Annotated in this window: 21 protein-coding genes; 11 read left to right on the forward strand and 10 right to left on the reverse strand. The window is 69.8% G+C overall.

Features of this window, described 5'->3' with window-relative positions:
* Positions 1-196: 196 nt before the first annotated feature.
* A complete protein-coding gene (locus O7603_RS07465; RefSeq protein ID WP_189050226.1) occupies positions 197-853 on the reverse strand; it encodes a response regulator transcription factor in 657 nt (218 codons plus the stop codon).
* Positions 850-1,983 (reverse strand): sensor histidine kinase, encoded by a 1,134-nt coding sequence (locus tag O7603_RS07470; RefSeq protein WP_281574943.1) that lies wholly within the window; start codon positions 1,981-1,983, stop codon positions 850-852. The genes O7603_RS07465 and O7603_RS07470 overlap by 4 nt, the downstream gene beginning before the upstream one ends.
* A gap of 186 nt (positions 1,984-2,169) precedes the next feature.
* Here O7603_RS07470 and O7603_RS07475 point away from each other — a divergent pair, with 186 nt between their 5' ends.
* The 3 genes from O7603_RS07475 (at position 2,170) to O7603_RS07485 (ending at position 3,445) form a co-directional block, all read left to right on the forward strand.
* Positions 2,170-2,646: a DUF6326 family protein gene (locus O7603_RS07475; protein WP_281574944.1), complete on the forward strand. Its 477-nt coding sequence runs from the start codon at positions 2,170-2,172 to the stop codon at positions 2,644-2,646.
* A 272-nt stretch (positions 2,647-2,918) separates the two neighbouring features.
* On the forward strand, positions 2,919-3,263 hold the full coding sequence (locus O7603_RS07480) for a hypothetical protein (RefSeq protein WP_281576925.1): 345 nt from the start codon (positions 2,919-2,921) through the stop codon (positions 3,261-3,263).
* Positions 3,170-3,445: an MMPL family transporter gene (locus tag O7603_RS07485; protein ID WP_281576639.1), complete on the forward strand. Its 276-nt coding sequence runs from the start codon at positions 3,170-3,172 to the stop codon at positions 3,443-3,445. The genes O7603_RS07480 and O7603_RS07485 overlap by 94 nt, the downstream gene beginning before the upstream one ends.
* Positions 3,446-3,826: 381 nt before the next feature.
* Here O7603_RS07485 and O7603_RS07490 read toward each other — a convergent pair whose 3' ends face one another.
* From O7603_RS07490 to O7603_RS07505, 4 genes are all read right to left on the reverse strand, one after another.
* Positions 3,827-5,146 (reverse strand): hypothetical protein, encoded by a 1,320-nt coding sequence (locus tag O7603_RS07490; RefSeq protein WP_281574945.1) that lies wholly within the window; start codon positions 5,144-5,146, stop codon positions 3,827-3,829.
* A 271-nt stretch (positions 5,147-5,417) separates the two neighbouring features.
* Positions 5,418-6,614, reverse strand: a complete 1,197-nt coding sequence (locus tag O7603_RS07495) for a sigma-70 family RNA polymerase sigma factor (protein WP_281574946.1) — start codon at positions 6,612-6,614, stop codon at positions 5,418-5,420.
* Positions 6,611-6,952 (reverse strand): YciI family protein, encoded by a 342-nt coding sequence (locus O7603_RS07500; RefSeq protein WP_281574947.1) that lies wholly within the window; start codon positions 6,950-6,952, stop codon positions 6,611-6,613. The genes O7603_RS07495 and O7603_RS07500 overlap by 4 nt, the downstream gene beginning before the upstream one ends.
* Positions 6,949-7,452 (reverse strand): VOC family protein, encoded by a 504-nt coding sequence (locus tag O7603_RS07505; protein WP_281574948.1) that lies wholly within the window; start codon positions 7,450-7,452, stop codon positions 6,949-6,951. The genes O7603_RS07500 and O7603_RS07505 overlap by 4 nt, the downstream gene beginning before the upstream one ends.
* Before the next feature lie 405 nt (positions 7,453-7,857).
* Here O7603_RS07505 and O7603_RS07510 point away from each other — a divergent pair, with 405 nt between their 5' ends.
* The 7 genes from O7603_RS07510 (at position 7,858) to O7603_RS07540 (ending at position 17,002) form a co-directional block, all read left to right on the forward strand.
* Positions 7,858-10,320: a DUF87 domain-containing protein gene (locus O7603_RS07510; protein WP_281574949.1), complete on the forward strand. Its 2,463-nt coding sequence runs from the start codon at positions 7,858-7,860 to the stop codon at positions 10,318-10,320.
* A gap of 207 nt (positions 10,321-10,527) precedes the next feature.
* Complete coding sequence (locus O7603_RS07515; RefSeq protein ID WP_281574950.1) at positions 10,528-11,376, forward strand: replication-relaxation family protein; 849 nt, start codon at positions 10,528-10,530, stop codon at positions 11,374-11,376.
* 299 nt (positions 11,377-11,675) lie between these two features.
* Complete coding sequence (locus tag O7603_RS07520; RefSeq protein ID WP_281574951.1) at positions 11,676-12,365, forward strand: hypothetical protein; 690 nt, start codon at positions 11,676-11,678, stop codon at positions 12,363-12,365.
* Positions 12,366-12,451: 86 nt separating this feature from the next.
* Positions 12,452-13,186 carry a hypothetical protein gene (locus O7603_RS07525; protein ID WP_281574952.1) on the forward strand — a complete coding sequence of 245 codons (735 nt, stop codon included), beginning with the start codon at positions 12,452-12,454 and terminating at the stop codon, positions 13,184-13,186.
* A gap of 315 nt (positions 13,187-13,501) precedes the next feature.
* A complete protein-coding gene (locus tag O7603_RS07530) occupies positions 13,502-14,725 on the forward strand; it encodes a MarR family winged helix-turn-helix transcriptional regulator (RefSeq protein ID WP_281574953.1) in 1,224 nt (407 codons plus the stop codon).
* Between the two features lie 76 nt (positions 14,726-14,801).
* Positions 14,802-15,791, forward strand: a complete 990-nt coding sequence (locus tag O7603_RS07535; RefSeq protein ID WP_281574954.1) for a DUF932 domain-containing protein — start codon at positions 14,802-14,804, stop codon at positions 15,789-15,791.
* Between the two features lie 191 nt (positions 15,792-15,982).
* Positions 15,983-17,002, forward strand: coding sequence for a C40 family peptidase (locus O7603_RS07540; RefSeq protein ID WP_281574955.1), 1,020 nt, complete (start codon positions 15,983-15,985; stop codon positions 17,000-17,002).
* A 341-nt stretch (positions 17,003-17,343) separates the two neighbouring features.
* Here the strand turns inward: O7603_RS07540 and O7603_RS07545 are convergent, their stop codons facing one another.
* The 3 genes from O7603_RS07545 to O7603_RS07555 all read right to left on the reverse strand — a co-directional run bounded on the left by O7603_RS07545 (position 17,344) and on the right by O7603_RS07555 (position 20,737).
* The gene (locus O7603_RS07545) at positions 17,344-17,919 is read right to left on the reverse strand and encodes a hypothetical protein (RefSeq protein WP_281574956.1); all 576 of its coding nucleotides are present in this window, start codon (positions 17,917-17,919) and stop codon (positions 17,344-17,346) included.
* A 434-nt stretch (positions 17,920-18,353) separates the two neighbouring features.
* Complete coding sequence (locus tag O7603_RS07550) at positions 18,354-19,463, reverse strand: amidase (RefSeq protein WP_281574957.1); 1,110 nt, start codon at positions 19,461-19,463, stop codon at positions 18,354-18,356.
* Positions 19,464-19,828: 365 nt separating this feature from the next.
* On the reverse strand, positions 19,829-20,737 hold the full coding sequence (locus O7603_RS07555) for an SDR family oxidoreductase (RefSeq protein ID WP_281574958.1): 909 nt from the start codon (positions 20,735-20,737) through the stop codon (positions 19,829-19,831).
* Between the two features lie 118 nt (positions 20,738-20,855).
* Between O7603_RS07555 and O7603_RS07560 the strand changes: the two genes are divergently transcribed.
* Positions 20,856-21,446, forward strand: a complete 591-nt coding sequence (locus O7603_RS07560) for a TetR family transcriptional regulator (RefSeq protein ID WP_281574959.1) — start codon at positions 20,856-20,858, stop codon at positions 21,444-21,446.
* A gap of 413 nt (positions 21,447-21,859) precedes the next feature.
* Here O7603_RS07560 and O7603_RS07565 read toward each other — a convergent pair whose 3' ends face one another.
* Positions 21,860-22,432, reverse strand: coding sequence for a histidine phosphatase family protein (locus O7603_RS07565; RefSeq protein ID WP_281574960.1), 573 nt, complete (start codon positions 22,430-22,432; stop codon positions 21,860-21,862).
* Between the last annotated feature and the right edge of the window lie 109 nt (positions 22,433-22,541).

Genomic DNA, 22,541 nt, shown 5'->3' on the forward strand with positions numbered 1-22,541 from the left:
CTTCGGGGCACCGAGCACCGTGACACACGACCGGGACACCGCAGGGCGCAACCTGTGTAGGAAGGGACAGCCGCCGGACGTCCGACGGTGCGCCCGAAGCCAGCGGCATGCCCACTCAACCCGCCCGAGGTGAGTTCCTCGCCTTATCCGGCCCCCCGGCGCTCCTGCTTCCGCGATTCGAGTATGCGGGCGCCGATCAGGTGCCGACGCGGCGTGTCTCGTAGGCCCACATGACGATCTCGACGCGGTTGCGGGCGTTGAGCTTGCGCATCAGGGCGGCGATGTGGGTCTTGACGGTGCTGAGGCTGATGGACAGCTCATCGCCGATCTCGCTGTTGGTCCGCCCGCGAGCGGCAGCCAGCAGGACCTGTTCCTCGCGAGCGGTCAGCGGCTCGACAGGCTCAGCTGGCACCGAGCGCGAGCGGCTGTTCGCAAAGGAGGACAGGAGCCTCGCGGTGATGTTCGGTGCGATCAGGGCGTCGCCGCGGGCGGCGGCATGGATGGCCTGGGTGAGCATCTCGGCGCCGGCGTCCTTGAGGAGGAAGCCTCGGGCGCCTGCCTTCAGCGCGCCGTAGACGTACTCGTCGAGGTCGAAAGTGGTGATGACGACGACGGCCAGAGGATCGGCGACGTCGGCCCCGGCGAGCTGGCGGGTGGCTTCGATCCCGTCGACCTCGGGCATGCGGATGTCCAGCAGGCACACATCGGGACGCAGCGAACGGGCCATGGCGATCGCCCGGCGGCCGTCAGCGGCCTCGCCGACGACGGCGATGCCCGGTTGGGCGTCCAAGATCATGCAGAGCCCTGCCCTGACGATGTCCTGGTCGTCAGCGACCAGCACGCGGATGGTCATGACGCGCGCGCTGTCCGAGGCAGCGAGGCGACGACGCTCCAGCCGCCGTCCGGGTCAGGTCCCGCCCGGAGGGTGCCGCCGAGCAGGCTCACCCGCTCGGCCATGCCGCGCAGCCCGTAGCCGGCGTGCGGGGAGCTGGTCGTACTCGCCTCGCCGTCATCGCGCACTCGCAGGTGCACCTGGCTGCGGGATGCGGTGACGTCGACGGTGACGTGGGTGGCGCCGGAGGCGTGGCGGGTCGCGTTGGTGACCGCCTCGGCGGCGATCAGGTAGAGGGCGGTGCTGACTGCTGGCTCAACGGCCTCGACGTCACCGGAGACCTGCACGCGGACGCCCAGCACCTCGCCGCCGGGACGAGCGAGTCGTTCGACGTCCACCACCCCTCGCCGGGGGGCGAGATCGGCGTCCGTTCCGTCGCGCAGCACGCCTACGAGGGCTCGCATCTCCTTGAGCGTCCGGGACGCCTCTTCCTCAATGGTGACCAGGGTGGCCAGCGCGCGCTTCGGATCTGCGGCGGACAGCGCGCGACCTGCCTGTGCCTGGACGGCGATGGCCAAGACGCGGTGGCCGACCGTGTCGTGCAGCTCGCGGGCGAGTTCGTTGCGCTGGTGAAGCCGCACCTGCTCGATGTCGCGGTCGTGGCTTCTGGTGCGGTAGCGCACTGCCGCGCCGAGCGCGGCCGAGAACAGGAAGAAGCCGTAGCCGGCGACCTTCTCCGCGGGTGAGGTCGGGTCCGCGATGAGGGTGACGGGTAGCCAGATGAGGATGATGCCGAGTCCGAGGGCAGCCTCGCGACCTGCTCCCCAGCGCAGCAGGGCGTAGGGCAACACAAGCAGCCCTGCGATGCCCAGCAGACCGGTGGCATCAATGACCGCGATCCTCGCGATGTCGAACGCGAGAACGGCTCCGAAGGCAACGGTGACTGCGGCCAGCGGCCGCGTGCGTCGCCACAGCAGGCACGCCGCGACCACGACGCTGACACCGACCAGCAGCGGCGCCCACGCCCTGTCGTCGCGCAGCAGTACCTCGACGAGCGAGATCGCGACAAGAGCCGAGGACAGCGCCCAGTCCCGCCAGACCCGCACCGGCGGGCGCGCGGGGCGAGGCTCAGCCCAGATCCCAGCAAGCATGCTTCCCCCTCCCGGACAACGTAGGGGGGCCGCCGCTCGGGCGTATCAGCCGAAAGTACTGCGGCTGTCCCGCGCCTGCGGCCAGGACAGCTCGAGCCCGCAAGCGGATGTGGCGCCCGTCAACGCTGGTCATGGTTAAGACATCGAGTGAGCCGACCCGGCTGACGCCAGCACACAGGAGACGTGATGACCAGAACCGACAGGCCAGCCGGTGCGCTCCAGGAAGCGCACATCCCGGTCCAGGCGAAGCTCGCCGCGGCCTGGGCCAGCTTCATGTTCCTCTACATCTACGTCGACTACCTCGCCCTGTACAAGCCCGGCTTCATCGACGACATCCTGGTCGGCGTCGTTCATGAGTTCGACACCGGCCCAACCTTTGTCGCCCTTGCGCTCACGCTCATGGCCATCCCGATCCTCATGATCCTGCTCTCCACGACACTCCCCGCCCGTGTCAACCGCGCCACCAACCTCGTCGTGGCAACGCTCTACATCCCCGTCTCGGTGTACAACGCGGAGGGCGAGTCCTGGACCTACTTTTACTTCTACGGCCTCTCCATCGGACTCGAGCTGCTGCTCCTGGCCTTCATCCTGCGCGCCGCATGGACCTGGCCCCGGACCATTCGAGCCACCGCCGGCCGCGACCCCGCCCAGGCCCGGGTGTGACGCTCAAGGCAGACCTGGTGTGCGGGGTCGCTGACAGCGGCTCCGGCAACAGCGACCGCGAGCAGCAGCACGATCCAGGGCGGGACGGCGCCGACGTCGCGCAGCACCACGGAGTCGCCCGCCCCGTCGGTGAGCAGCAGCGTGAGCACGAACAGCACGGCGGCGAGGACGGCGTCGGCCAGCGCGTGAACGGGCCTCGGTGCACTGGATCAACGTAGGCGCGTCCGGGGCTGCCGCAGCTAGCCGACACGCTGCCGCCGCTGCTCAGCGCGGTGTTGGCGGCCTCGTTCCTGCTGCTGATGGTTGTGTTTCATTCGGTCACTGTGGCGCTCAAGTCGACGGTCATGAACCTGCTGTCCATCGGCGCGGCCTACGGCGTCGTCGTCGCGGTGTTCCAGTGGGGTTGGCTCGGCGGGCTGATCGGCCTGCAGGACACTTACCTCATCGCCTCGCCGCTGCCGGCCATCTTCTTCGCCGTGCTGTTCGGACTGTCGATGGACTACGAGGTTTCCTCCTGTCACGCATCCGAGAGGCGTATGCGGCTACCGGCGACTACGTCGAGTCCGTCGCCCGCGGGCTGGCTGCCTCGGGACCCGTCATCACCTGCGGCGCGCTGATCATGATGGCCGTCTTCCTGTCCTTCGTGGTCAACCCGAACCCGTTCGTCAAGATGATCGGGCTCGGGCTGGCGGTCGCGATCGCGCTCGACGCAACCGTGGTGCGGATGATCCTCGTCCCGGCGACGATGGCGCTGCTCGGCCGTGCGAACTGGTGGCTGCCGGGGTGGCTCGACCGCTAGCTCCCGCAGCTGCGTGTGGAGGGGCAGGAGGCAACGGCCCCCGCGCTGGCGCCAGAACCGGTGCCGGTGCCGGTGGGATCGCCCGTCGGATGAGCCGGCGGTACGCCTTGCCTGCGCGGTCGCCAGTGGCCGCAGTGCACACGACGAGAAGACGGGATCAAAACGGCGCGCTCGCCCGAGCCGAGGTGATTGCACCCGCCAGGGTTCAATTACATCGGCCGTCGCTTCTGGTCCTCTGAACATCCGCTCATAGCCGCGATCCGGGCGATGCAACGTCCAGGGCGGTGGTGTCCGCTCCTGCCGGTGTGCGGATGTTCGCTGCGACACTCACCGTAGGGGCCGCCGGGTCGTGGAGCGAATTCAGTGGATATGTGTGCGGTTTCAGCTCGAGTTGAGGCGTGTGCATGCGGCCTGACGCACGGATGCCTCTTCAATAGGGTCGTCGCGTAGCGTGAGCAGCCAGCGCCGCGTCTGGTCGGTGAGCGGGGCGTGTTGAGCGGCCAGCAGCCGAACGCCCGGCTCACAGTCGAGGAGGTAGGACGGCAGTGCGCCTGTCGTCTTGTCGGGATCGAGCAGCAACAGGCTGCGCAGGTAGCTGCTTCGCTCGTAACTGTGTGGCGATGCATGGGTCCACCAGCGTAACCGGCGGATCAGGGTTGCTCGCACGTCGGCATGGGAGGCTGATGGGGAGCTGGCGAGGATCCTGGCCAGGCCCTCGGTGAGCCGGTCGTGGCCGCACCACTCGTCGGTGAGCCGGTCGAGTGCGGCGAGGATCGCCAGGATGTCCTGCTCCTCGCCGTGCTCGGCGAGAAGATGCGCGGCGGCGTCAAACAGCGGGTGTTCGGTGTCGACAGCCCAGCCTCGTGCGGCTGGGAGGACCTGCGGGCCGAGGATCCTGAGCGCACCGAACAGTCCGGCTTGCCGTTCGGCCGCCAACTGCTCGACCGCGTCGAGCAATTCCGGTACGGGCCGTGCATTGCGGCGGATCTGGTGCAGTGCGGATACCTTCACGGCACGGCCGGTGTCCGGCGCCTGCAGGAGCGCAACCAATTCGGTGTCACTGGTGGTCGATAGATCGACCCGGCGATCTCGCGCATCCTGTCGGCTGCGCTGCGCGGTGTTCAGGACGGTGTCGATCCTCGGATCCCGACCCCGCCAGCGCGGCCATGGCTCAGAGGCTGGTAGTACCTCGGCCGCATCTTCGGACCTGATACGCCTGGCCGCGGTCTCCCACAGGTCGTCCCACCACTGCGCCGGCCAGCTATGGGCCAGCGTGGTCAGGGCATCGATCCAGCGGATGCCGTCGCGGACATATCCGCGCAGCGTGTCGGTTGCCTGCGTGTTCCCTTTGCGGGCGAGCGCCTCCAAGATGCCGACGGCAAGGTTGAACTGGTTGTCATCATCGGTCGGGTCCGCTTGAGGCCAGGGACGGTACGGGCCGCAGGCGCGAAGCTGCGTGACCAGTGGGGTCGCGTCCAGGCGCAGGTCGTGCAGCAGCCGGGCCAGGTATGTGTAGCGATCGTCGACCTGCCAGTCCCACCGGGTGTCGCGACCGGTGCAGGTGTAGACCAGGTGTCCGTGATCCGGCTGATCCTGCAGCCAGGCCGCCGCGGCACCCTGGCCGCGCTGCAGCGCGCCCAGGCCGGTGCGGTACGGCGCGTAGTGCCACTCGTGCGCGCAGTCGTCGTCCTCACAGCCCATCACGAACAGAATGAAACGGCGGGCTGCCCCGCTCCACCGAATTTGTTGCGACGGGCAGGGTACGCAGCACAGCTCCGTACGAAGGGCCCCATGACCACACTCGCGAGATCGGAGCCAGGCGCTCTGTCACGCGGGAATCGGCACCACGTTGTTGGTCGGGCCTTCGTCGGTGCGGAGTGCAATTGGTCAGCCGGCACCGATGGGGCCGGCCTTGCGCGGGGAAGGTCGAGCTCAGACGCCGCCCTGTCGGGCGAAGTATCGGTGGCCGCTGTCACATCCAGGAGAGGCGTTGACGCAGAACTAGGTTTTCGGCCGGGTTGGCGGTCAATTTCAGGGCGCGTTGGTCGGCGTCGCGGGCTTCGCAGGTGCGACCCAGGTCGCGGAGAATTTCGGCGCGGGTGGCGTGGAGCAGGTAATAGTTGTCCAGGTGGCGGCCGAGGGCGTCCACCTCGGAGAGTGCTGCGGCCGGTCCGGTGACATAGCGTAGGGCGATGGCGCGGTGCAGCCTGATCACCGGTGATGGGGCCAGGTACAGGAGCATGTCGTAGAGGACGAGGATCTGTGTCCAGTCGGTGTCGTCCCACTGTTTTGCTTCGCTGTGGCAGGCGACGATGGCGGCTTGGAGCTGGTAGGGGCCGGGTCGTTTGAGGGCGGCGGCGCGGGCGATCACCCGGCCGGCGTCGGCGATGGCGTCGTGGTCCCACCGCGACCGGTCCTGGTCTTTGAGCGGAACGATCTGGCCATCGACGGTGAAACGGGCGGCTGTCCGGGCGCGGTGCAGCCGGATGAGTGCGAGTAGTCCGGTGGCTTCGGGTTCGGTGGGCATGAGGTGGTGCAGCAGGCTGGCGAGGAACTCGGCGTCGTCGAGAAGATCCCGCGAATGGGTGTGTTCGCTACCCCTGGACAGGTAGCCCTCATTGCCGAGCAGGTAGATGACGGCGAGGGCCTCGGTGAGGCGGGCGCCGAGGTCGTCGGGGTCGGGGATCCGGTACGGGATGCCGGCCTGGCTGACTTTGCGTTTGGCGCGGGTGATGCGTTGCCCGACGGTGGCCTCCGGGATGAGGAAGGCGTGGGCGATCTGCGCGGTCGTTAGTCCGCAGACCACGCGCAGGGTTAGCGCGACTTGGGCGGCGCGGGACAAGGCAGGGTGGCAGCAGGTGAAGATGAGCCGGAGTCGGTCGTCGGGTTCGGGCTCGGCCGGCCACGGTACGAGGGCGAGTTTCTCCCGGTAGCGGCTTTCCCGGCGGAGGAAATCGAGGCCGCGGCGGCGGGCGACGGTGTAGAGCCAGGCGTCGGGCCGGTCGGGGATGCCTTCGTCTGGCCAGTGGGTGAGGGCGGCCTCGATGGCGTCGGCGACGAGGTCCTCGGCTGTGGAGAAGTCGCCGACCAGGGGCATGAGGGCGGCGGCGAGCCGGCCCGCGTGTTCACGGACTGCGCGGGCCAGCTCGGCGTGGCTGGGTGGGGTCATGCCGCGATGGGTCGAATCTCCACGATCGGGCAGGCGGGCCAGGACCGGGCCAGCCGTAGTGCTTCGTCGAGGTCGGCGACGTCGATTTCGGCGAAGCCGCTGACGACTTCCTTGCCTTCAACGAACGGCCCGTCGGTGATCAAGGGTTCGCCTTGGTCGAGGCGCACGGTGGTCGCGCTGTCCGGCGGCATCAAGTGGGTGTGGTGGATGATCTTGTCGTGGTGTTCGGCGAACCATTGGTGGACGCGGGCGTAGGCGTGTTCGCGTTCGGGCTCGTCCATGGCGGCCAGGTCCGCGGCGAACTGTTCGGTGTCGGCGAACATCAGCACGTATTTCATCGTGGCTCCTTCGTGGCGTCGGCCTGCCCGAACATGGCGGCCAGCCGGCGACTCATCTCGTCTGGGCCGACGTCCTCCAGGTGGGAGGCGACCACCCAGCCGTGCCCGAACGGGTCGATGATGAACCCGTCCCGGTCACCGTAGAACTGGTTCTCCGGCGCACGCTGCAAGACCGCGCCGTACTCGACGGCCCGCGCCACGGTGGTGTCCACGTCCTCGACGTAGATGAACTGGAACACTGGCGTGCCGGGCAGGCCACCGACGGGTGGGGCGGTGGTGCCGCGCTGCGGGTCCTCGTCCTCGACGATAACTACCGCGTCACCGATCTGGATCTCGGCGTGGGCAACGCTGCCGCCCGGGCCGGGGAAGCGCATCCGCTCGGTGGCGCCGAACACGTCGGCGTAGAAGTCCAAGGCCTTCGCGGCACCCTGGACGACCAGGCAGGGCGTTACCCGGCGGTAGGTGTCCGGGATCGGGTTGGGCATAGCTGCCGCTGTCATCTGAGCTGCCTCCTTTGTCGCGTCAACTCTTTCTATTGAGTAGACGACCGGCGGGCCGCCCGATCCGACATCCGGCCGGGGAAATAATCCGCCCGACACAGGTCGACGGGTTCCGTACACGGCTGCCAGCGCGCGGCCCGGGAACGCGATGCCCGGCGGTGTCAGTGCCTGACCGTTGTGCCGTGTGTCCGCGAGCGGCCGTGGCGAGCATCGCGCCACGACCGCGGCTGCCCTTGCCGAACCGCACGTGCAGACGGCCGCACTCGCCAAGGTCGTGGCGCCAGTCCCCCAGGTTCAGCGCTCGGGTCACGGCGACACCCGCGGACTGGCCACCGCGTACACCCCACCACACCATCGGCATTGATCAACTCTTGGTAGTTCCGACAACCCGGATCGGGAGGACGAATGAGCACGACGACCAGCGCGCCATGGCCCACCGAGATGTGGCAGTGGGTCATCGCCCGGCCGTGGCTGGGCTTGCTCGCCGCCGCCGTCATCGTCGGCACGGTGTTCGCCCGGGATCAGATGCTCGCCTGGCGGCACCGGCGGTTCGCGACCGGCGCGCGGTGGGTGACCATCGCCGCACCACCTGAGGTCACCGAGGAAGCCGCCGCCGCGTTCTGGACCACCCTCACCGGTGTGCTGACGCCGGCGGCCTGGCGGGGGCGCGTGTTCGGCGTCCCGCACGTCGGCTGGGAGTACACCTGGACCGGCCGGGCCCTGACGATCAGGGTGTGGGTGCCTGGCGCGGTGCCGGCGGGCGCGGTCGAGGCCGCCGTCCGCGCGGCCTGGCCGGCCGCCACCCTGACCGTCGCCGACGCCGCCGCGCCGATCCCGGCCGAGGTGGGCGAGCAGGTGGGTGGGGCGTACTGGCCGCACCGGTCGGACGGGCTGCCGCTGCGCAGCGACCACGACGCCGACCCGCTGCGGGCGCTGCTCGCCGCCGGCGCGGAGGTCCGGCACCGCGAACACGTGTGCGTGCAGATCCTCGCCCGCCCCGCACCCGCGCGCCGCGTCCGCGCGGCCCGCCGGGCGGCGGCCACGAGTACCCACCCTCACGGGCGGCCGGACGTGGCAGCCCGTGCGGTGTCGGGCGCGGCGCGGCTGGCCATCGAGCCCCTGCTGTGGCTTGTGGACGCATTCACGCCCGGCGCGTCCCGGCCACACACCCCGTCGCACGCCGCGGCGCGGCCGGCCGAGCGGGACCCCGTGGCCGCCGCCGACGCCCGCAGCATCGTCGACAAGGCCGTGCGGGTGCCGCATTACGAGATCGCGGTGCGGTTCGCCGTGGCAGCCGACGCGGACCGGACGCCACCGGACACGGCACGGGTCAAGCAGGTCCGCGCCCGCCTGGTCGGGCTGAGGCACAGCATCGCCGCGGCCGCCGCGACTTACACCGGCCCGAACCGGCTGCGCCGCATGCGGATGCGCCGGCCGGTCGCCGCCCTCGCGGGGCGCAGGCTGCGGCGCGGGTTCCTGGCCACCGTGCCGGAACTCGCGGCCCTCGCCGCGCTGCCGCGCGACCTCGCGGTGCCGGGCCTGGACCGGGCGCGGGCCAAGGCCGCGCCGGCGCCGGTGCAGGTACCGGCCGGCGGCCGAGGGGTGAAGGTGCTGGGCCGCTCGCAGATCGGCGGCCACAGTGTCGGCCTGCGAATGGCCGACGCCCGCCAGCACGTGCACGTGGTCGGTAAGACCGGCGTCGGGAAGAGCACGCTGCTGCTGAACATGATCGTCGGCGACATCACAGCCGGCCGCGGGACGGTGGTCATCGACCCGCGTGGGGACCTGATCACCGACGTCCTCGACCGGCTTCCCGCCTCGTCCGCGAACAAGATCGTGATCATTGACCCGGACCAGGAGAACCCGGGCTGCTTCAACCCCCTCGACGACCAGGGTGACCCGCACCTGGCGGTGGACAACCTGGTGGGGATCTTCGCGAAGATCTTCCACGGTCAGTGGGGACCGCGCATGGACGACACCATGCGGGTGGCCTGCCTGACGCTGATGCGGCACGCGAAACCGACGCTGAGTCTGGTGCCGTCGCTGTTGCAGGACCGGGAGTTCCGGGCCAGGTTCACCCACGGCCTGGACGACCCGGACGGCCTCGGCGGGTTCTGGCTCTGGTACGACGGCATCAACGAGCAGTTCCGGGGCCAGGTCATCGCCCCCGTCCTCGCCCGGCTGCGGGCGTTCCTGCTGCGCGACTTCGTCAAGAGCGTGATCGGCAACGCTCACTCGTCGTTCGACATGGGCGCGGTCCTCGACGGCGGGGTGCTGTTGTGCCGGCTGCCCAAGGGCATCCTCGGGGAGGAGACCAGCCGCATCCTCGGGTCGCTGATCGTCGCCCGGGTGTGGCAGGCCGCCATCGCCCGCGCCACCACCGGCGAACAGCAGCGCAGAGACGCCTGCCTGTACATCGACGAGTGCCAGAACTTCCTGACCCTGCCCGGCAGCATCGGCGACATGCTCGCCGAAGCACGCGGGTTCCGGCTCGGGCTGGTGTTGGCACATCAGGACCTCGCCCAGCTGCCCACCGACGTCGCCGCGGCGGTGTCGGCCAACGCACGGTCGAAGCTGTTCTTCACCGTCGACCCCGCCGACGCGCGGGAGCTGTCCCGGCACACGAAACCCGAGCTGGACGAGCACGACCTGGCTCACCTCGACGTCTACACCGCCGCCGCCCGGCTGCTGGTCGGCAACCGGGAGCTGCCCGCGTTCACGTTCGTCACGCACCCGCCGGCGCCGGTGCGGGGCGAGGCGACCGCGATCCGGCAGGCCTGCGCCGCCGCCGGCAGCCACAGCGGCGGGGAGCCGCCGATGCAGCGGCTCGCTCGTACCGCGATGAAGCGGCGCATGACTGAACGCTGATCCCCCGGTCGTGCCGGTGGGGGCTCGGCTGGCTGCGGCATCGGGGGCTCGTTTGGGGGTGTCTGCGAGACGAGCCCCCGCACGAGGCCCTCACGCCCGTCCTGTCAGGTGCCTGACCTGCCCGAGCCCGATCGAGGACACGACCAGAAACAAGATCGACGTATCCAGACTCCCTTCGGGGTTTCCTCTCCATGGGGTGACCGAACTGTGCCGACACAGCCTTCTGCCAGCCTGCTGGCCATCTATCCCCACATCACCACCCGCGACCGTCTGCTGCTCCAACTGCTCGACGACCATCAGGTCCTCACCACCGACCAGATCCACCGCATGCTGTTCCACGCCCGCCGCACCTGCCAGATCCGGCTGGGCGAACTCGCCGCGCTGGGCCTGCTGGACCGGTTCCGGTTCGCCCGCGCCGGAGGCGGCAGCCAGCCCTGGCACTGGACCCTCGGCCACCACGGACGCCGGTTCCAGGCCGCCGCCCACCAGCGGCCGGAGCCCACCGCCTGGACCAGCCGGCAAACCGTGCACCGACTGTCGGCCAACCCGCGTCTGAGGCACCTGCTCACCGTCAACGAGTTCTTCGTCAGGCTCAGCGCACACGCCCGCCACCACACTGGGGCGCGGTTGGAGCGGTGGTGGTCCGAGTCGATGACCACCAAGCAGTTCCGCACCATCACCGCCGACGGACACGGCGTATGGACCGTCGGCGACACCACGGTGGGGTTCTTCCTGGAAGCCGACACCGGCAGCGAACCCCTGAGCCGGGTGGTCGCCAAACTCGACCGATACGCGGACCTGGTCCGCCGCGGCGGCCCCCGCTACCCGGTGCTGTTCTGGCTCGGCAGCGGGCAACGAGAAGACCACCTGCACCGGCAACTGGTCGCCCGCCCCGACGTCCCGGTCGCGACCGCCACCCACACCAGCGACCCCGCCGACGCCGTCTGGCTCCCCACCGGCGTCACCGGCCGGGTCCGGCTCGCCGCACTGCCCAGCGACCACGGCCAGCCCGTCGCGGACAACCCGAACTACGACGAGGGCATCCTCATCCTCTGACAGACCCTGACAGCCCTCCGCACGGTCCTGTCAGCGCAGGTCACCGCCCTGACCGGGATTCCTGACAGGGCTGATGCTGTCAGGTCACGACGCTACGGTGCAGCTTCATCTCTTCCCTCGCACCAACGCCCGTCTCGCCCTCCCGAGCCTGCCCGCGCCAGCGGGATCACCCACAGCCCACCGTTGCGGTCGGCTCGTGATCCACGCCCCCGCCCCTGCACGGCAGCCTCCCGGCGCAGGCACCGGTATCCGACACCACCGCCCCACGCCCACCCCTGTCGCGAAGGGAGCACCCTGTCATGCCCCCGTCCACGCCGCTGACGGTGGTCACCGTCTGCTTCGCCCCCGGCGACGACGCGGACTGGTTCGCCGCCTCCGAAAAGGTCTACGACGTGCTGCACGCCAACGGCACCCCGGCCTGCCGCTACCGGGTCCGCCACCGCCACCTCATCGGCTGGCTCACCCGGTTCCTCAGCTACCACCTCCTCGACACCACCCGCCGCTTCGGCGCGATCACCACCGCCGCCGGAGGCCGCAAAGGACGCCTCGACCTGACCCGCACCGCCGCCACCGCCGCCCACGACGCCGCCCACCGCTGGCGCGTCTGGAACACCCACATCAACGCCACCACCAAACCCGCCCGCGCGTGGGAGGCCTACCTCGCCCAACACCACGCCGACCCGAAGAAGGTCAGCCTGGCCGAAGCCCGCCGCCGCTTCGAGCAGCAACCCCACGTCCTGGCGATGCTCGCCCACTCCCTCAACCCCTACGAGCTGTCCATCTACCAGGCCGGCGAGGCCACCTACAGCGGGCTCTACTGGCGCATCGCGCTGATCGGCGACGCCCTGATCACCACCGACGGCCGCCTGCTCCTGCCCGCCAGCGACTCCGTCGCCGACCGGTTCCGCTTCCTCAACGAGGCCTGCGGCTACCTGCGCAGCCTGCGCTCCAACACCCGACTCTGCGCCATCGCCATCGCCATCGCCTGACCCAATCGAAGACAGGACCGGTCGCAGTCCGCTGCGACCGGCCTTCGGCATGCCCACAACCCCGCACCCACGACAGGAGACACACCGTGTTCCTGACCGACCCCGCGCTGCGGCGCATCGCCGCCGACACCAACGACGTCCTGCCCGACCACCTGTGGCGCCACGACACCGCCACCCTCGACCCGATCGGCGACCTCGCCCGCGTCCTGCACACGACCGCCCGCGACTTCACCGACAGCACCACCACCCTCGACCACGCCCTCGCCCGGGTGGATGAGCTCGCCGACCGGGCCCGACACGGATTGGCCGCCCGCGCCGACCTGTACATCGCCGGCTACCAGCAGGCCCTCACCGACGCCCTCACCGCCCGCGAACGGCACATCGTCCTCGGCGCACTGCTCATCACCGCCTACCGCGCCTGGCGCAACCACCGGTCGACACTCGGCCGCAACGACGAACGCCACCTGCTCCTGCACCCCGGCGACCCGGCACGCGGCGTGGCCACCCTCCGGCCCACCGACGAACGAACCTGGGTGGTGGTGCCCGACACCGAGGCCGCCGCCGCCTTCGACATCCCCTATCCCGACCGGGTCGTCGGCGACGTCACCGAGACCGAGCACGGGTGGACGCCGACCGCGTACACCGCCGCGCAGCACCACCGGACCCCACCCGCAACCGTGTACCCGCTGCCCACGTGTGACGACCTCGCCTCAGCCTGCCGATCGCTGCTGCACTGGTGGCACCTGCGCCACTCCGACGCCTGGCGCAGCCGCACCCCGAACCAACTCACCCCGGCCGAAGTCGCCCACCTCACCACCTAGGGCCGCGCCTCCTACGGCACCTCGACGCCCCCGGCCGCCCCAGGTCACAGCTCGAAACACCGGCAGCACCGTGCCCGGCAGCGGACACCTGCCCACGCGCCCAGCACCCCGAAAACCGCGGCAGACAAAGTCCAGCGACTCGGGCTGCTGACTCACCGGCGCGGCACACCACGAACGGACCCCGAACCGCAATCGCCTACGGAGCGACACGGCAGCGCACCGGCTGCCGCGCTGACCGTTGCCCGCGACTCGGCACTCCCCGGCCCCGGCGCGACACCGGACTTTCCCACCCAATTCCTCAGGAGGAAATCGCACATGGAAAACCTGTCCCTGACGCCGGCCACGCAGGCCGTCCTCGACGCCCTGACCGAACTCGGTCACGGCACCGTCCACGAGCTGGCCGACAAGTCCGGCAAGGCACGGTCGACCACCGACAAGGCGATCAGGACCCTGGCCGACGCCGGTCTGATCGCCCCGACCGAGCGCGACCGCGACGCGGCCGAAGACACGCCCAGCCGATGGGCCCTGGCAACTCCGGCGGAGCCCACCAACACGCTGCCGGCCGACAGCGCCGGTGTGGCGAAGACCGCGCAGGTCGCTGCCCCGGGCCCCGGCAGCGCGGCCGACGAGCCGGACGCCGGCGACACCGCAACCGACGAGCAGCCCGGCCAGGCGGTCGACGCCGGCAGCCACGCCACCGCCGTGAACGCGACAGACCACGACGACGACACCGACGACGCGGAACACGACTCGGACGTCGACGATGTGGACAGCAGCAACGACGCACGCACCGTCGCCGCCGTGCAGTCAGCGCGCCCCGGAGACCGCAAGGTCATGGCCATCAAAGGCGTCCTGGCCGACCACGGCGACGACGGCGCCACCCTCGACACGATCGTCGCCGAGAGCGGCATCGCACACCCCACCGCCACCCGACTGCTCACCGCCATGGAGCAGGCCGACGCCGCCCGCCGCCAACCCGGCCAACGGTGGATCGCCGGCCCCACCAAGGCCAGCGACGTCGACCCGAACCCGCGCCCGCCCCGCTGCCCCCTGTGCTACCAGGCCATCCGCGGTTCGACGAGCGCGCCGAGCGCCGCGGCGGCCGTGCGGCCCCTCATCCAGCCGGACGGCACGCTACACATCCTCGGCCCGGACGGCGCGACGCACGCCGTCACCCTGCCCACGCGCACTCCCCCACCTGCGCCAGGCATCACCGGACGCGCAGGCCGCAGCGACGGGACCGTCAACGGCGACGGGAGTCAGCCATTCGCCCGGGGCGAGCTGGAGCGGCTCACCCTCGAGGTCCTGGCCACCGACCCGGGCCGGGCGATGACCCCGCAGGACATCGCCACCGACATCGGCGGGCGACTCGGCCGCTCGGTCAGCTCCGGCGCGGTGCGCAACAACTGCACCAAGGCCGCCGCCGCCGGCCGCATCCGCCTGGTCTCCGACGCGCCGCTGACCTTCACCAGCCCTGCGCAGCCCGACAACGGCACCGCCGCCGAAGCCGCGACGGGCAGCACCACCGGCCAGCCCTGATCCCCGCCAACCCCATCGCATCCGCGGGGGCCGAGCCAGAGCTCTGCCCCCGCGGCACGTAGGAAAGGACATACACGTGCCGCACGAACTTGAGAACTTCTCCGACGGAACAACCGCCTTCGCCAGCGCCCGCCTGTCGGCCTGGCACCAGCTCGGCACCGTCACCCAGGACACGATGAAAGCCGAAGACATCATGGCCGCCGCCCGGCTCGGCGGCTGGGGTGTGCGCACCGTCCGCACGGTTGGTATCGACGTCGTCGACGGCGTCGAGGTGCAGATCCCCGCCGACGACAAGCGGATGACCGTGCGCCGAAACCCCGTCACCGGGAGCACCGAGTATCTAGGGATCGTCGGCACCGACTACACGGTGGTGCAGAACGAGCAGTGCGCCGAGATGCTGGACCGCCTCGTGGACCAGGTCGGCGGCGCCCACTTCGAGACCGCCGGCAGTCTACGTCGCGGTAAGAGCGTGTTCGTGACGATGAAGCTGCCCGACGCGATGGAGATCGCCGGGGTGGACCGGCTGGATCTGTACCTGATCGGCACGACCTCCCACGACGGCACCGCCGCACTGCGGGTGGACGCCAGCCCTGTCCGGATCGTGTGCGCGAACACGCAGCGCGCCGCCTTCCACCACGCTGTCGGGCACTACACGTTCCGGCACACCTCCCACGTCAACTCCCAGATCAGCCAGGCCCGCGAGGCGCTGGGCCTGATGTGGAAGTACCTGCAGACCTTCGAAGATGCCGCCGAACGGATGCTCCAGACGGCGCTGACCATGCGCGAGTTCGAAAACGTCGTCGCGCAGGTGTGGCCGGTCAAGGACAACGCGTCCGCGCAGACCATCAACAACGCCAAGCAACGCCTCGGCACCCTCAAGTACCTGATCCGCGAGGCCGACACCCAGAAGGCCATCGCCGGCAGCCGGTGGGCCGGATACCAGGCCATCACCGAGTACCTCGACCACTACCAGCCCGCCAAGAACGACATCGTCCGCGCCAACCGGGTGCTCACCGGCAACGTCGGCGAACTCAAGGTAGCCGCGTTCGACCTGCTGAAGGTCTGACCGCACACCCAATGTCGCGGGGCAGCGGTCACCGATCCGCTGCCCCGCCCCGGACCTGGCGACCCGATCGCCGGTCTCGTTCGACACCCCCGCACCGGCCTGCACCCCTATCGCACCCGCCGCCCGCTCCCGGTCGGCCGCGCGTCCGCGCGAACACCGACCCTTTCGTGTTTTCTCCGGAAGGCAACCACATGACCAAGTTCATCGTCGGCGTCATCACCGTCGTCATCGTCTTCTGCTTCGGCCTGCCCATGCTGCTGCTGTCGTCGGTCATCGGCGGCTCCGATGCGTGCGGCATCGTCGCCGCGCCCGGCGTGCGCCCCTCCGACCAGCCGCCCGACGGCGGCACCTGGGACCGCGGTCAGCTCGAAATCGCCGCAACCATCATCGACGTCGGCGTCTCGAAAAGCGTTCCCCGGTGGGGCTGGGTCATCGGCGTCGCCACCGCCATGCAGGAGTCCGGCCTGCGCAACCTGCCATTCCTCGGCAGCCGCAACGACCACGACTCGATCGGGGTGTTCCAGCAGCGCCCGAGCCAGGGCTGGGGCACCGTCGCCCAGCTGTCCAAGCCCGCCTACCAGGCAGGCAGGTTCTTCGACAAACTCCTAACCGTCCCCGGCTGGCAGACGATGCCGCTCACTCAGGCCGCCCAAACGGTCCAGGTCTCGGCCTTCCCCCACGCCTACGCCACGTGGACCGACGACGCACTGCACCTGGTGGAGCATCTCACCAACACCCTCACGGACTGCACCACCGACGCACTCGCCGCCCTGCCGGCCGGGTTCGCGCTACCCGCCAACACCCCACCCGCCGCGGCGACCGCCGTCTTCTGGGCCCTGAACCAGCTCGGCACGCCCTACCACTTCGGCGGATCATGCACCGACCCGCACGCCGGCAACCCCGACACGCAATGCGACTGCTCATCGCTAATGCAGTCGGCCTACCGGACAGCCGGCATCTCCATCCCGCGCACCACCACCGAACAGGTCAACGCCGGCAAACCCGTGGCCGGGCCAGCGCGCCTGCTGCCCGGCGACCTCATCCTCATTCCCGGCAGCAAAGGCACCATGGCCCACCCACGGCACGTCGGCATGTACCTCGGCGAAGGACTCATCATCCACGCCCCACAGACCGGCGACGTTGTCAAGATCACCCAACTGAGCAGCTGGCTCCACCAGATCGCAACGATTCGCCGCATCGCGGATCCGTGAGCCCCATGCAGGTTCTCAACCTCGATGACGCCTTCTCCAGATCGTGTCGCCGTCGAGGGCCTGTCCGGACCTTTGTGAGGCCGTGATCGCCTTCTGGGTGTCCGCTGCCCGGCTGGCGCCCCGACGAGCCACACCGAACCACGCCTACAACCGACCACAATGAGCGGCTGGCCAACGAACGAGGGAGTCGCCAACGTCCCGTCGACTACGCTCCGTAATGGTGCGTGACCCGAGTGCGTCCGGAGTAGCCGAAGAGAGGGTGCCAAATGGCCAATCTCTGGAAGCATCGACAGCCTCATCCGCTTCATCGCGCAAGCCCCAGCGAACCGGCCAATCGCGCCTCAGCTCGGCCTGACTGACGGCGCCAGAATCCCCCGACGACCCCTCGCACGGTTGATCAATACGGTGGCAGCTGCCGCCGATACCCACACGGTCAGCCGCACCGGCTGAGCCATCAGGCTTTCCGGCGGCGGAGGCAGTACCACCATCTGCAGTGCGGCGCCGGCAGGCACCAGTAGGGCCGCGAGTGTCCCGGCCAAACCGGGTCGCCGGATCAACGCGCCGGCAACCCCGAGCGCAGGGCCGAGCACCACGCTGCCGATCAGCCAGTACCGGGTCGCCATGCCCCACCATGCGCCGCCGTCGAAGAGCACGTCCATGCCGTAGTAGGCGGTGGTGGCGAACACCAACGCGAGGCCCCCGGCTGCCGCGCCGCGCAGCAACCCCGCAGCAGGTCGTGCGTGCCGGCTCACCAGCCAGCCCACCAGCACAGCCGTCGCGGCCCACGCCCATCCGGCGTCGAGAACCAGGCTGGCGAACTCTGCGACCTGCGACCAGCCACCACGTTCAGCGCGCGCAGTGCCGACTTCGCCAAGCCAGACCGGCACATGGTTCACGACCGAGTCGACGGCACCCAACGCCATCCCTACGACCGGTCCAGCCGCAACCCACCCCACGCCATCACGCCCCCGCATCATGGCAATCATTGTGCCGGGCTCGCTCATGACTGACTGGCCCGAGGTTGACGGCCGAAACGAGACGAGCACCTTACGCTCCGCCGTGCTCACATATCACCACGAGCGCCTGTTCCAGCAGTGACGGCCACCGCAGACGGCACCGCAATAACGGGCATCCGAAAGAGGATCGCCGGCAGTCCACAAGCCGGTCTACCGCCACGGTCACATGCACGGCTTGATCGGGTGAGCACATCTGCCGCAATCCGCGCGTCACGTAGCATAACGGTGGCGCCTGCCGCTCGCCGACCGGAACTGCCGAGTTGAGTGCGTCGCTGAAGCGGATTTCTCTGCTCTTCAGCGGTTCTGTTGTTCCCAGCCTGGCAGGGACGGACGATTCAGAGCCTCTCGATCGCGAGCCCGGTTGCGCAGAGCAGGTCTTCGCCGCGCATTGGGCCGACAAGTTGCAGGCTAGCGGGCACGGCTAAACCAGGTGACGGTATCGGCATGGAGATGGCAGGGACGCCCGCGAGATTGAACGGCGCGGTCAGCTGGGTGAGTGGGAAGCCCGCGAAATCCGTCAACAGCGGTGGGGTCGCGACCAGCGTCGGTAGCGCCAGAACGTCGACCTCGCCAAGTGCCGCGGCCACCTCTGCCTGCCACGCCGCGCGGGCGGACATGGCCTCGGCCAACCGTTGCGCGGTGACGGCGCGGCCGGCGTGCAGGCCGCCGTTGACGAACGCGCCAACTCCGTCGGCGTCAAGCAGCGCATGGTGCGCCCTCCACAGCTCGCCGAGGATGATTGTGTCGAGGGTGTCGTAGGTCTGGTCCCACCCGCGCAGCCGCACCTCGCGGACGGTGAGTCCAGCTGCGTGTAGTGCGGCGTCGATTACCTCTTCGACCGCAGCATCGACGCCGTCTATCCGCAGCCGACCGACCAGACGAGCGGGACGCGACGCGACCGTCCAGTCCGGCTCGAGCAAACGCATCCCGGTGACGACGCCCGCCACGTCGCGGGCAAGTGGGCCGATAGTGTCCAGACTGGGCGCCAACGGCCAAACACCCCCGGTCGGCACTCGTCCCCAGGTCGTCTTCAATCCCACGATCGCGCAACACGCGGCGGGGATGCGGACCGAGCCGCCGGTGTCGGAGCCCAACCCGATGTCCGCTTCACCGTTGGCGACCGCCACCGCGCTGCCGCTGGATGAACCACCCGGGATGCGATCGGGCGCCACGGGGTTGACCGGGGTGCCGAATGTCGTGTTGTCGCCCACCGGGCTGACGCACAGCTCGGTCAGTGTCGTTTTACCGACGATGTAAGCGCCAGCCGAGCGCACACCGGCGAGGCACCGCGCATCGGACGTGGCGGGGACCGCCCGATCACGTACCGCCACGCACCCGGCAGTCGTGATCACCCCGACCATGTCGATGGCGTCCTTGACTGCGACGCGGATGAGCCCGTCGGGTCTGGCGGCGGGCGGATCAAAGCGGGTTATCCAGATCGACATCCGGCGAACATACGGCGCACCAACGATCGGCCACCAAGCATTTAGCGGACCGAAAATCTACGAACGCCCTTCGGGCGAAAGCGTCCGCTTCTGCCGCAATCCGCGCGTCACGTAGCATAACGGTGGCGCCTGCCGCTCGCCGACCGGAACTGCCGAATTGAGTGCACGCAACAGCCCGCCTCACGACACGCCCGCCTCGCCGGTCGGCACCTACGTCAGCCCGCTGGGCGACACCAGCCGGGCCGCTTGCTAGGGGGTCGTGAATATGGTGACGTACTCGGTGAAGCCGAGCAGGTGGGCTCGTCCCGAGTACCCGATCAACCGAAACGGCGGCCGGGAACAAGTCCCGGGCCGCCGCTTGTGGTTCATGCCTGGAAGTAGTGCCCCTCGTCCAGGTCGGCGATCAGGCCGGGGTGGGCCGGGGTCCAGCCGAGCAGTTCGCGGGTGATCGCGGCCGACGCCGGGTTGTCCATCTGCGCGAACGACCCGAGGAAGCCGAAGTAGTCGCCCGCCTCCTCGGGGCTGATGCTCCGGACCGGGATGCCCAGGTTGCGGCCGACGGCGGCGGCGATCTCGGCGAACGGGACGCCCTCGTCGGCGACTGCGTGCAGGCGCGAGCCGGCCGGCGCCTTCTCGAGGGCGAGCCGGTAGAGGTCGGCCGCGTCGAGCGTGTGCACGGCCGGCCACCGGTTGGTGCCCTCGCCGACGTATGCGGCGTACCCGTTCTGTCGGGCGGTGGCGATGATGGCTGTGATGAAGCCGTAGTGGTCGAGCGAGCTGTGCACCGTGGGCGTGAGCCGGACGATCGAGGAGCGCACGCCGCGCGAGGCGAGGTCGGCCACGAAGTTTTCCGCGTCGATCCGGTAGCCGGCCGGGAACACGTCCCGTTCGGTGCCAGGGCGGCCGACGACGCCGCCCATCGCGAGCATGGCCGTCCCGCTCGTGCCGACCAATGGCTTGCCGGAGCCGTCCAGGCCGTCGGCCAGTGCCTTGAGGGCCACTAGGTCGGCCTCAGCAGCGCCGGCCATGTCGCCGGTCAGCATGAGGTCGTGGCGGAACGCGAGGTGGATCACGCCGTCGGAGGCGGCCGCCTCCTCGCGCAGCACGTCGAGGTCGGACAAGTCGCCGCGGCGCACCTGGGCGCCGAGCTTCTCGATCGCGGCGGCCGACGCGTCGGAGCGGGCCAGGCCGACGACCTGGTGCCCGGCGGAGAGCAGTTCCGGCAGGACCGCGGAGCCGAGGTGGCCGGAGGCGCCGGTGACGAATACGCGCATCGTGGTTCCTTCCAAGGACCGATGTCATCTTGTGTCATCACCGTACACCCTGATGTCACCACGCGACATGCCTCCCCGAGGAAGATGTCGCCGTGTGACATCGGATATCATCGCCGGCATGGCCCGTTGGCAACCGGACGCGCGCGGCCGCTTGGAGGCGGCCGCCTTGGAGCTGTTCCGCGAGCGCGGCTTCGAGCAGACCACCGTCACCGACATTGCGGCCCGCGCCGGCCTCGACAAACGCACGTTCTACCGGCTCTTTGGCGACAAGCGCGAGGCGCTCTTCAGCGGCGGCAAGCTGCTGGAGGAGGTCCTGGTCAAGACGGTCGCCGAGACGGACGCCGCCCCTTTCGAGACCGTTATCGCCGCCTTCCACCGGGTGGCGGACGAGATCTTCGCCGACCGCCTCGACCTGGTTCGGGTGCGCCAGTCCATCATCGAGGGCAGCCCCGAGCTACAGGAGCGCGAGCTGCGCAAGACGGGCTCGCTGGCGGCGGCGGTCGCCGCCGCCCTGATTGCCAAGGGCGTCGGCGAGACCACGGCCACCCTGGCCACCGAGTCGGGCGTCACGGTCTTCCGGGTGGCGTTCGCCCGCTGGGTCGCGCCCGGCAGCGGCGCCTCCCTTACCGACCTGATCGCCGAAACGGCCGCCGAGCTGCGCGCGGTCACGTCGGCCCCAGAACTACACCCGGATCGCTGTCAGTACTGAACGGTGCAGTACCGGTGGGCCGCTGGTGGGCCGTAGAAGCTCATCCCCGACGGGCAGACCGTGAAGTCGGCAGGCGTCCCATCCGGCGAGCTTCTGGCCAGGCAGCGGGCGGTGCGCCGTCTGTCACCGTCACCTCCGCACTGGCCCCGACCACGCCGGCCGTGTCACGCCATCACCGAGTGGGACACGATGCCGCGATAGCGAATATCCGGACTGGCGCGGCGCGCCGGAGGAGGACGCTTCGTCCCTCGAAGAGACTTGCTGCCCGCCCTTGACGGAGACCAGCGCCCGGACCCGCGCATCCTGATTCGCCGCCGTCCGTGCGCGCAGGTAGGCGACGAGCCGTCACGCTCGGTGTTCGGCGTCCCGTGGTGCCCGGCATCCTGAACTGCCGAAGAGCGGATGCCGTACAGCTACAGGTGCCCAGTGTCGTTGAAGCTGACCAAGGTCGGGGGTCGATCGGGTTCCCACTGCACGATGGTGATTGCGCAGTTGGCCTGGTTGAGGCCGATCCAACGCCACGCCGGGCCATCAAGCATGTGGCGAACGAACCAGCCGATCACGAAGTTGTGTGTGATCAGCAGTTCGTACCGGTCCTCCTCGCCGGTAACACCGAAGTGTTCGACAGCGGCCTGCAGGGCCACGGCGTCCTCGTCGCGCTCGTCGTCGGGCACGCCGTCAAGCCAGGCATGCCACCGGTCCGGGTACCGGGCACGTTGTCCGGCGGAGGGCACCGGCGTTCGGTCGGCCACGAAGTCGCAGTCATGTCTCGGCACCTGCGGGAGGTGGGCGACGACGACGTCGGCGGTCTGGGCCGCCCGGGCCAGAGGGCTGTGGTGGATGGCCGCAAAAGGCACCCTACGCAGCCGTCGGCCCAGCCGGTCCGCCTGCTCGAGACCGAGCTGCGAGAGACCTCCGTCGGGGGCGTGATCGGAGGCCCGATCCTGTTCGCCATGGCGGATGAGGTACAGCTGTGTACGAGCCATTGACGCGCCCCTCCGGGTCTCTGTTCGGCGATGAGCACGATAGATCACGGAAGTATGGACGACTCCGGGCGCACCGAGGTCAGGGGCACTCTTCTAGCCGCCGAGCGGG

Origin of the sequence: Micromonospora sp. WMMD812, assembly GCF_027497215.1 — a bacterium.
Lineage (GTDB): Bacteria > Actinomycetota > Actinomycetes > Mycobacteriales > Micromonosporaceae > Micromonospora.